We start from the raw sequence: 9,955 nt of genomic DNA, 5'->3' as shown, positions 1-9,955 counted from the left end.
AAGTAGTTATTCTACAATCAAAAATTGCAACGCAGTTATCGAGTATTTTAACAAGCTAGAATGACCAGTTATTTACTACGATTGGTATAACAGAGAATTTATAGACAACGACTCGCTTAATCTTCGTTTAGTGAGTAAACAACGTTGGTTGGAAAAACACACCTTAGAGTGTGAACGAAAGGAATCATAATGAGCAGCACTTTAGAGTCCGTACATATTGGAACAGATAAGCCTAAAGCCAGTGAGGATGAACTCACTTATGAACAACAACATAAACCAAGCTCGGAGTTTGAGTCCCGAGAACAATATTTAGAGCACGAGTTGCAAATCATGGCGCCTAAACGTTGGCGTCCCAATTTGCCGTTTAAAGATTATCGATTCGAGGTAGAAGACACCATTCCAGCGATGGCCGCGACCATTGGTAAAGTCGTTATGGTGGGCGCCATCGCAGCAACCTTTGCCGGAGCGCTAGGGCTGAATGAAGGCTTTATTTTAGAAAATGTTCGTTATGAACTACTCATCGCCTCTGTTTTCATTATTCTTTTCTCAGGCTTTCTATTACCGACCGCAAACCTCGCGGGTACACACGGCCCACTCATTCCATTAATTCCTATCGTCGTTGCAGCAGGCGGGCACCCTATGGCCTTTGGTCTGCTGATTGGCGCCTTTGGCATACTGTTAGCCATCAGTAAAGGTGGCAGCATGCTGGCAAACCTCACCAGTAAAGGCGTGTGTGGCGGTTTATTGCTCTACCTTGGTTTTGTTGGAACCGTCTCTCAAGTGAAAAAACTGTTCTCTTGGGCAGAGGGAATAGGGATGAGTCACATCGCTTTTGTCGTGATCTTTTGCACCATTATTTTATATGCACTACTTGAACATTTTCGTAAGCGTTGGCTAGCCGTCCCTCTTAGTTGCTTGCTAGGTGGTACTTTAGCTTTTGCCATGGGGGCCCCGTTTTCTTTTCAAACTGAGCCGGGCTTACCCAATATGAACCCTATGTATTGGTGGGGGGAAGATACGGGATGGATGCTAGGTTTACCGACGATTGAACATTTCATGGTGGTACTGCCTTTTGCTATTTTGGCCGTAGCCATGTGGTCGCCAGATTTTTTAGGGCACCAAGTGTTCCAAAAAATCAGCTATCCAGAGCGTACAGAAAAAGTACATATGAACATCGACGATACCATGACCACCGCTTCAATTCGTCAGACGTTCGGCTCTCTGCTCGGTGGTACTAACTTTACGTCTTCGTGGGGGACTTACATCGTTCCGGCGGCTATCGCTAAACGTCCTATTCCTGCTGGTGCTTTGCTAACGGCACTGTTCTGTATCATCGCTGCGGTTTGGGGCTACCCAATGGACTTAGCGATCTGGCAACCAGTACTTTGTGTTGCGCTCATTGTTGGGGTATTTGTCCCTTTGCTAGAAGCAGGAATGGAAATGACGCGTGAGGGTAAAACCACGCAATCGGCGGCGATTGTTGTATTTTCTTCGGCACTCGTGAACCCTGCATTTGGCTGGTCTCTCACAATGCTGCTAGATAACTTAGGCTTAGTCGGCTGTAAAGAACGTAGTGGGGAACTCAGTAAAATGAGCCGTTGGGTGTTGCCTGGCATTATGTTTGTTGTGCTAACAAGCGTAATGGCGTTGGTTGGTCTATTACCGGGAATTCCAGCGATTATCCCAAGTTTTCGTTAGATAGGCTCATCGTACGATTTATGGTTTGAAGACCCTTTTTCAAACCTGATAGAAACGGTTTAGTTCTGTTGATCTAAACCGTTTTTGGTTCCGAATTGCTCCGGTGATAAAAATGGTTTTCATTGTTTAGTACCTAAATTCATTCAAACTAAGAATGAACTGGTCAATACAGAGCATCGACCAGCTTCTAATGGACATTACAAGACTTATTTCACAAGTACGCTTTTTTCTGACAAATGAATTGTTGTACGTCTATCAAGACTACCACTGACTTGAGTCAGAGCCAGCGCAACGAGAACTATCACGGCACCAATCCAAGGGGTATGCATTAGCCCCATTTCAGACACGATCATACCCCCTCCCCAAGAACCAAGAGCAATACCAACGTTAAACGCCGCAATGTTTAGACCAGATGCGACGTCTACCGCATCAGGAGTGTATTTTTCAGCTAGTTTCACTACATAAACTTGTAGACCAGGTACATTACCGAATGCAAAAGCCCCCCAAATTAAAATGGTCGCTACCGCTGTGATAGGGTTAACTGCAGTAAAGTTAAATATAACTAGGATAGTGGCGAGCCCAGAAAAAATAATTGTCAGCGCTTTAATTGGTCCCATCTTATCGGCCATTTTACCGCCCCAAATGTTACCAATCGCCACGGATACACCGTATACCAGCATAATAAGGCTGATAGCATTGGCGTTGAATCCTGTTTTCTGTTGCAAAATTGGAGCAAGGAAAGTGAAAGCAGTAAATGTACCACCGTAACCTAGCGCTGTAATCGCATAAACGAGTAGGAGTCTTGGTTGAGTTAACACTTTTAACTGTGATGACAGTTTAGCCGCAGGAGGCTGTTTTAGGTTGCGCGGAACTAAGAAAGCACTACCAACCAACGCAATTAGCCCCAATAACGCAACAATCAGAAAAGTTGATTGCCAACCAAAGGTTTGACCGATGTAAGTCCCAAGTGGTACGCCTGTCACTAGCGCAACAGTTAATCCTGTAAACATAATCGCAATCGCACTTGCTGCTTTTTCTTTAGTCACAAGACCTGTAGCGATTGTAGAACCGATAGAGAAAAATACACCATGGGCTAAACCAGTCAAAATGCGAGCAAAGATAAGAGTGTTATAACCAGGTGCTTGCCAGGCTAATAGATTGCCGATCACAAATAGTGACATAACCGCAAGTAACACGTGTTTACGGTTCATCTTACCTGTTAAGGCTGTCAATACAGGTGCGCCTACTGCAACACCCAGTGCATAAAGGCTCACCAACAGTCCTGCGGATGGTAGTGAGACATTTAAGTCAGAAGCCATCGTTGGGATCAACCCAACGATCACAAATTCTGTTGTTCCAATGGCAAAGGCGCTAAGCGTCAATGCGAGTAGTGCTAATGGCATTTCATTTACTCTCTTGTTTGTTAGGTGCAAGTACATAGCAACGAATGTGTTTATCAAGATGTTGCTGAGTCCTGGTTTGGTGGAGAGATTCTGCGTTGAAATTCCATTGCAAAAAATAGGTTATTTAACAAATGATATTTGTTATAAATGCAATAATTAAAATTAAACCGTTCAGAAAATAGTAGGCAAAAATGCGCACAAAATCGGATGATTTAGAAATTCTACTTTCTGTGATCGATACTGGCGGATTTACAGCGGCAGCAGATAGTTTAAATATACAGGTGGCACGGGCATCGCGAGCGGTAAGTAAGGTGGAAAGCCAACTTGGTGTGACGATATTAAACAGAACGACAAGGCGGATTGAATTAACGGATGAGGGGCGACAATTTGTTGATTCGGTACGAATAGGATTGATGCAGTTGCAGTTGGCAGAAGATGAGATCATATCCCGTGGCGAATTACCCAAAGGTAAGTTGCGCGTCGATGCCGCCAGTCCATTTGTCTTTCATCAGTTAGTGCCTTTAGTACAGTCATTTAATCAAGCTTACCCTGATATTGATTTGGAGCTGACCTCCAACGAAGGGTTCGTAGATTTGCTAGAGAAGAAAACCGATGTCGCTATTCGAATCGGTGCATTAAGTGACTCAACGTTACATGCGAAGCCTTTGGGTAGAAGTTTACTTTACATTGTGGCTTCACCTGATTATTTAGCAAAACGTGGCTTTCCGAGCCAAAGTAGTGATTTAGAGCATCATAGTACGATAGGGTTTTCAACGCCGAAAACGCTCAATGAATGGCCTTTGAAAGGTTTTTCTGGGCTAATACCAACGCTAACTTCAAGTAACGGTGAAACAGTAAGGCAACTTGCTTTGATGGGAAATGGAATCGCCTGTCTGTCAGGGTTTATGGTTAAGAAAGACATTGCTGAGGGAAGACTAATTTCTTTATTAGAGGGAGATAAAATTAGTCATTCCGACCGAGAACAAATCAATGCGGTTTATTATAAATCTTCTTCCGTCGCCAAGAGGATTTCTGCGTTCATTGATTTTATTCAGCCGAAGTTGGATTTGTAGCTCGTTCAAAGCGAGACCATCACTGAACTCATCATTAATGTATCGGTTGAGGTTGGAGTCGTTGTATGAGTTTGATGCCTCTGATGAAATATATTGCTCCACCGTATTCCTCTAGTGAGACAGATTAGACTCTTCCAATTTCTACGTTCTTCATGAATTGCTAATGTTCAATTCTTAGTAACGCATTTTTGTCCAAAGGCGTGCTGATGAGGCATGTAACACGAAATTGCCCCAAACCGTGTTTGCTGCCTATCTTCGTTAGTGATAAAACGAGATCGAAGATAAGAAGAACGCCCTCTCACTAGCTTCTCGAAACCACATTTCCATAAATTTTGCGTCTTTTCTGCGGTGAAAGCGTCTTATTGATATAACCAATTAATAGGAAGCTTCTATGAGCATAACGTTCATTGTTTTGAGCGCACTTTTCTTCGGATTCTATGCGCTTCTAGTGACATTTAAAAAACAGAAAAAAACATTCAACTTCAGAGTGTTAAGCGCACTGGCTGCTGGATTGCTATTTGGTGGTGCTATTCAAGTGGTATTCGGGATAGAAAATACTGCAACGGTGGGTTTTGCTGAGCTTATTTCATTGTTCGGTAAAGGGTACATTAAGCTGCTGCAAATGATTGTTATTCCATTGGTATTTGTCGCCATGATTTCATCCATTATGAATGTGGATGGAAATGGTGCCTTATCTAAGATTGCTCCTAAGATCATTGGCGTATTAATAGTGACCGTAGCCATTTCAGCGGCCGTAGGTATTGCAAGTGTTTACCTATTTGGTATTGATGCGAATGCACTCGTAAGTGTAGTGGGTACTAACAGTGCTATTGAAGCTCGAGGTGATTCACTGCTTGCCACACAAGATGCAATGGCAAATACGGGTCTTTCGGGGTTAGCGCTGTCGATTATCCCTACCAACATATTTGAAATGCTGACTGGGTCTGAGCGTACGTCAACATTATCGACCGTACTGTTTGGCATGTTACTAGGATACAGCGTTCTACAAGTGAAGAAACGTAAGCCAGAAAAAGTAGAAAACTTTGTCGCTTTCATTAACTCGGCAAAAGAAGTTGTGCTGTCCATGGTACGCGAAATTCTTAAGCTGACCCCTTATGGTGTGTTTGCGTTAATGACCTCATTTATGATGACTAACGACTTGTTTGCATTGGCTGAAATGGGCCGATTCTTATTGGCTAGTTACGTAGCGATTGGCGCAATGTTTGTGATTCACTTTATCTTAGTGTCGGTATTTGGTTTATCTCCAATCACGTTCATGAAAAAAACATGGCCGGTGCTCGTTTTTGGCTTCGGCTCTCGTTCAAGTATGGCTGCGATACCACTAAACGTTGAAACTCAAACTCAACGTCTTGGTGTTGATGAAGAAACCGCAAATATGTCCGCTACGTTTGGTACCAGTATTGGCCAAAATGGTTGTGCCGGTATTTACCCAGCCATGCTCGCCATCATGGCTGCACAAGTCATGGGTGTACCTGTTGACATCAGTTTCATTATGCAACTGATCTTGGTGATTGCGATTGCGTCATTTGGTATTGCTGGTGTCGGAGGCGGAGCGACGTTTGCTGCTGTCGCTGTACTCACCATTATGGGGTTAGACATTACCGTGGTTGCCATTCTAGTTTCAATCGAGGCATTAATTGATATGGCACGTACTGCACTGAATATTTCAGGGTCAATGCTCTCTGGTGTGCTCACCTCTAAGACAAATGGTTCACTGGATATTGAGCAATACGCCGCTGACAGTGCAACGGCAACAAGCAATGAAATCGCAGCGTAGAGCAGATTGAAGCCTATCAGCATTTAGAACAGCTTAAGAGAAGTACGTCTCTATTCGTCGTATTTCTCTTACTTACCTTGTTCAACTTTGGAAATATGAGATGAAAGTAGTCGTTATTGGCGGAAACGCCGCAGGAATGAGTTTCGCTGCAAAATACAAAAGAAACCAACCATCAGATGATGTTGTTGTGATAGAAAAACGGGATTACCTCTCTTTTGGAGCGTGCGGATTGCCTTATTTCGTGGGGGGGATGTTTGATGATACCGAGCGAATGATTTCACGAACCCCAGAGCAGGCGATAGCCTCAGGGCTAGAGGTTCGAATGAACACCGAAATGTTGTCAGTCAATCGAGTTGAAAAGCAGGTATTGGTGCGTCATCAAGGTGTTGAGAGTGTACTCGATTACGATCGTTTGATCATCGCCACAGGTGCTCGCCCAGTAGTGCCAAATTTTGGCGAATACAATGATGAATATGTGTATACGTTAACCAGTCAAGAAGATGGCTTGGCGGTCAAAAATGCATTAAAAGACAGCCAGAAACAGCGTGTAGCAGTGATTGGAGCAGGTTTCATCGGGTTAGAAGTGTTCGATGCGGCGCATGAGCTTGGTAAACAGGTCACGATTATTGAGCGTGAATCACAGATCATGAGTCAGCAATTTAGCCCTGAAATGATTGATGTGGTTGAAGAGGCGATTCGTGATTCAGGGGCTGATTTAAAAACAGGCACCAGTGTATCGGCTATACGAGATTCAGAGCAAGGTGGCTACATTATTCACACAAGTAACGGTGATGTTGAAGCGGATATCGTTGTGCTGTCACTTGGGTTTAAGCCGAATACCGAAATGTTCTCACTCCCTAAAGCGGCCAACGGTGCCTTGCTGGTCGATGAGTTCGGTGCGACTGAAGATGCTCACATCTATGCGGTGGGTGACTGCGCAGTAGTGCATCACTTAACACTTGGCGAAACTACCTATTTACCGCTAGCGACCACGGCGAATAAACAAGCTCGTATGATGGCAGATAAATTGGCAGGCAAAGACGCGCACATGGCGGGGTTCTTGGGTTCGTCATCGCTCAAAGTTCTTGATTATGAATTGGCGCGTACTGGCATTTCAGAACGGATGGCGCAGGCTCACAACGTGAATGTCAGTGTTTCGGCCATAGCCGACAAAAATCAAACCGATTACTACCCAGGTCAAGAGGATATTAAGGTCAAATTGATCTATCAGCCAGACACGAAAGTGCTTCTTGGCGGCGAGATCATTGGTAAAAAAGGTGCGGTAAGTCGCATCAATGCACTAGCGGTAGCTATTACCGCCAAGTTTACCACCGAGCAGTTGGGCTATTTAGATTTTGCCTATGCGCCGCCATTTTCGCGCACATGGGATGCCTTAAATGTGGCAGGCAACGTCGCAAAATAACGATGTTGCTATTTATGAATGGTTAATTAATTTATATGAGAGAAAACGTGATGGTGCAAAAAATTACCAAAGGCATTAAAGAGCTGACCGAAGAAGCGCGTAAGACAGTACAAGACATGTCGATTGAGCAAGCAAAAGCTCTGTATGCTGATGAGCGGTATGTATTTGTCGACGTTCGTGAAGCACAGGAGAGAGAGAAACAGGGTTTGATTCCTGGTGCGTTCACATGCCCTAGAGGTATGTTGGAATTTCTTATTGACCCAGAATGCCCGGCTCATAACAAAGTATTTGCCCAGGATAAAACCTATGTCTTTTATTGTGCTCATGGGCTGCGCTCACTCTACGCCGCTAAGATCGCCAGTGAAATGGGGATACATTCTGTGAAGAACCTTGCGGGTGGTTTTGCTGCATGGCAAGAAGCTTCAGGGAAGATACAACAGAGTGGTTGATTAAATTGCTTGGTCTTTGCGCTTTACATTTTTTATATTTCTACTATTATCGAAATATTGTGCGTATATATCGATAATTGAGGAAAAGCTATGTTAGCGGAGTGGATGACACACAAAGACCAACTAAGAAGTTACATAGTGAAAAAGACGGGTGATCTTGATTTGGCTGATGACATCTTGCAGGAGGTCTACATCAAGGCCAGTCAAAAGATTGAACAGCTAGAAACAAGAGATAAGCTTCAGAATTGGCTGTATCGCATAACTCATAATACGATTATGGACTTCTATCGGACCCACCAACCTCACGAAGAATTGGTCGACAACCAAGTAGAAGAAGAAACCTCTTCTGAGTTAACGAACCTACAAGAGATGGGGCAGTGTTTACGCCCTATGTTTGATTGCCTGCCTGAGAAATACCGTCAAGCGATGATTCTTGCTGAGCTTGACGGACTATCGCAGCAGGCGGTTGCTGATCAACTAGGTTTGTCGCTCTCAGCAGCGAAAAGTCGAATTCAGCGTGGACGTACAAAACTAAAAGATGTTTTAACTGATTGCTGCAACATCGAGGCTGGCAGTGAAGGAATCGTAGACTTTCACCCTAAGCCGGAATGTGCAAACTTCGCCAAAAACAACAAGTGCAGTGAATGAACTTGATCGTGAGTCGGTGCGGGTGGTCACTACAGTGATTTCTTAAAGATGGGGCGTCCGATTGCGTGATATTTACTATGACGCAGTTGTGACAATCTCCACCAGCTTATTCAATGGCACATTCTCTTTTCCCCTTACCATCAAAATTAATATCAAATAGAACGACATTTTTTGCGTCTTTTAACAGCTAGCTGCGTCTATAAGTAACGAAAGAAAATATGATGCGGAGATAATCAATGTTTAACGTAGAACCAAAAAACAAAGATATTAAAAACAACTTTATTAAGAAAGATAACCAGATGCTCAACCAAATGTGGGGGAGTGATGATGTTGTACCGTACTGGGTCGCGGATATGGATTTTCCAATTGCGCCGTCTATCACACAAGAGCTGCAACGTTTGGTGACACGTGAAACCTTCTCTTATGAGTTCGATTCCGAGTCGGTTTTTGCCTCTATATCTAAGTGGAACAGCAAGCGACATGGCTTAGATCTCAACCCCAAAAACTTTGTACAAGTACCAGGCGTATTGAGCGCTATAGGGTTGTTGATCCGCGAATTTTCTGCTGAAGGTGAAGGCGTTCTTATTCAGACTCCGGTTTATCATCAATTTCGTCGTTTGATCGAATCAGCAGGTAGAGTTGCAGTCGATAACACTTTGAATCTGGTTGATGACCATTATCAAATCGACTTTGATGATTTTGAAGCAAAACTTCAGCACTCTAACGTTAAGATTGTGCTGTTGTGCAATCCTCACAACCCTGTGGGAAGAGTTTGGAAGAGAGGTGAGCTAGAGAAGTTAGTTGCCATCGCCAAGAAATACCAAACCTTGATCATCAGTGACGAGATCCATGCTGATATTGTTTTTGAGGGCTCTGAATTCACAAGTATTGTGTCACTGGGTTACGGCAACACGATTTCTATTATTGGCTCTCCGGCTAAAAATTTCGGACTCAGCAGTATCTCAAATGGCTACATCTATAGCGATAATGCTGAGTTGCACACAAAAGTGAAAGCGATGTCAGCATCAATGTCGTTGGACCATGGTAATGCGCTGACAACTTATGCAACGATAGCGGCTTATCAGCATGGTGAAGAGTGGTTTAATGAGTTTCTAAACTACACGCAAACCAATATGAACTGGATTACATAGTTCTTAGAAACGAATCTCCCTCAGATTAAGGTATACAAGCCTGAAGGAACCAACCAAATCTGGTTAGATTTCACAGGGCTTGGCTTAAAGCCAGAACAACTTAAAGAACTGCTAGTGATGAGAGCAAAAATGGCGCTGACACCTGGCAGCTGGTTTGGAGAGCCGGATAGCAACTATTACAGAATGAACTTTGCCTCACCGTTACCTCAAATTAAAGCGTCTCTGAATCTACTGCTCAGTGAGATTCAGAAGCTTTCATGATAAGAAAACGCCTTCGCGATAATTGATCTTTTGATTAACATGCTGCTTAAA

The 9,955-nt window shown here is 43.6% G+C and carries 7 protein-coding genes and 1 pseudogene; 7 read left to right on the top strand and 1 reads right to left on the bottom strand.

Annotated elements, in window-relative coordinates; genetic code table 11:
- Positions 1-189 precede the first annotated feature (189 nt).
- On the top strand, positions 190-1,698 hold the full coding sequence (locus VJL_RS23535; RefSeq protein WP_038881738.1) for a DUF3360 domain-containing protein: 1,509 nt from the start codon (positions 190-192) through the stop codon (positions 1,696-1,698).
- Positions 1,699-1,904: 206 nt separating this feature from the next.
- Here the strand turns inward: VJL_RS23535 and VJL_RS23530 are convergent, their stop codons facing one another.
- On the bottom strand, positions 1,905-3,101 hold the full coding sequence (locus VJL_RS23530; RefSeq protein WP_038881736.1) for an MFS transporter: 1,197 nt from the start codon (positions 3,099-3,101) through the stop codon (positions 1,905-1,907).
- Positions 3,102-3,292: 191 nt separating this feature from the next.
- Here VJL_RS23530 and VJL_RS23525 point away from each other — a divergent pair, with 191 nt between their 5' ends.
- The 6 genes and pseudogenes from VJL_RS23525 to VJL_RS23500 all read left to right on the top strand — a co-directional run bounded on the left by VJL_RS23525 (position 3,293) and on the right by VJL_RS23500 (position 9,904).
- The gene (locus tag VJL_RS23525) at positions 3,293-4,174 is read left to right on the top strand and encodes a LysR family transcriptional regulator (RefSeq protein WP_038881735.1); all 882 of its coding nucleotides are present in this window, start codon (positions 3,293-3,295) and stop codon (positions 4,172-4,174) included.
- Positions 4,175-4,565: 391 nt separating this feature from the next.
- Complete coding sequence (locus VJL_RS23520; RefSeq protein ID WP_038881734.1) at positions 4,566-5,972, top strand: cation:dicarboxylate symporter family transporter; 1,407 nt, start codon at positions 4,566-4,568, stop codon at positions 5,970-5,972.
- A gap of 100 nt (positions 5,973-6,072) precedes the next feature.
- Positions 6,073-7,395, top strand: a complete 1,323-nt coding sequence (locus VJL_RS23515) for a CoA-disulfide reductase (RefSeq protein ID WP_038881732.1) — start codon at positions 6,073-6,075, stop codon at positions 7,393-7,395.
- A 50-nt stretch (positions 7,396-7,445) separates the two neighbouring features.
- Positions 7,446-7,844: a rhodanese-like domain-containing protein gene (locus tag VJL_RS23510; RefSeq protein WP_038881731.1), complete on the top strand. Its 399-nt coding sequence runs from the start codon at positions 7,446-7,448 to the stop codon at positions 7,842-7,844.
- Positions 7,845-7,934: 90 nt separating this feature from the next.
- A complete protein-coding gene (gene sigZ / locus VJL_RS23505) occupies positions 7,935-8,492 on the top strand; it encodes an RNA polymerase sigma factor SigZ (RefSeq protein ID WP_038881730.1) in 558 nt (185 codons plus the stop codon).
- A gap of 236 nt (positions 8,493-8,728) precedes the next feature.
- Positions 8,729-9,904: pseudogene (locus VJL_RS23500) on the top strand (MalY/PatB family protein).
- Positions 9,905-9,955 lie beyond the last annotated feature (51 nt).

It is taken from the genome of Vibrio jasicida CAIM 1864 = LMG 25398 (genome assembly GCF_000400365.1).
Lineage (GTDB): Bacteria > Pseudomonadota > Gammaproteobacteria > Enterobacterales > Vibrionaceae > Vibrio > Vibrio jasicida.
Note: the sequence above shows the minus strand (reverse complement) of the source record. Positions and strands in the feature narration are given on the sequence as shown.

Bases quoted from the DNA above. Each gene is read 5' to 3' on its own strand.
- VJL_RS23535 (WP_038881738.1), top strand. From the start codon at position 190: ATGAGCAGCACTTTAGAGTCCGTACATATTGGAACAGATAAGCCTAAA.
- VJL_RS23530 (WP_038881736.1), bottom strand. From the start codon at position 3,101: ATGCCATTAGCACTACTCGCATTGACGCTTAGCGCCTTTGCCATTGGA.
- VJL_RS23525 (WP_038881735.1), top strand. From the start codon at position 3,293: ATGCGCACAAAATCGGATGATTTAGAAATTCTACTTTCTGTGATCGAT.
- VJL_RS23520 (WP_038881734.1), top strand. From the start codon at position 4,566: ATGAGCATAACGTTCATTGTTTTGAGCGCACTTTTCTTCGGATTCTAT.
- VJL_RS23515 (WP_038881732.1), top strand. From the start codon at position 6,073: ATGAAAGTAGTCGTTATTGGCGGAAACGCCGCAGGAATGAGTTTCGCT.
- VJL_RS23510 (WP_038881731.1), top strand. From the start codon at position 7,446: ATGGTGCAAAAAATTACCAAAGGCATTAAAGAGCTGACCGAAGAAGCG.
- sigZ (WP_038881730.1), top strand. From the start codon at position 7,935: ATGTTAGCGGAGTGGATGACACACAAAGACCAACTAAGAAGTTACATA.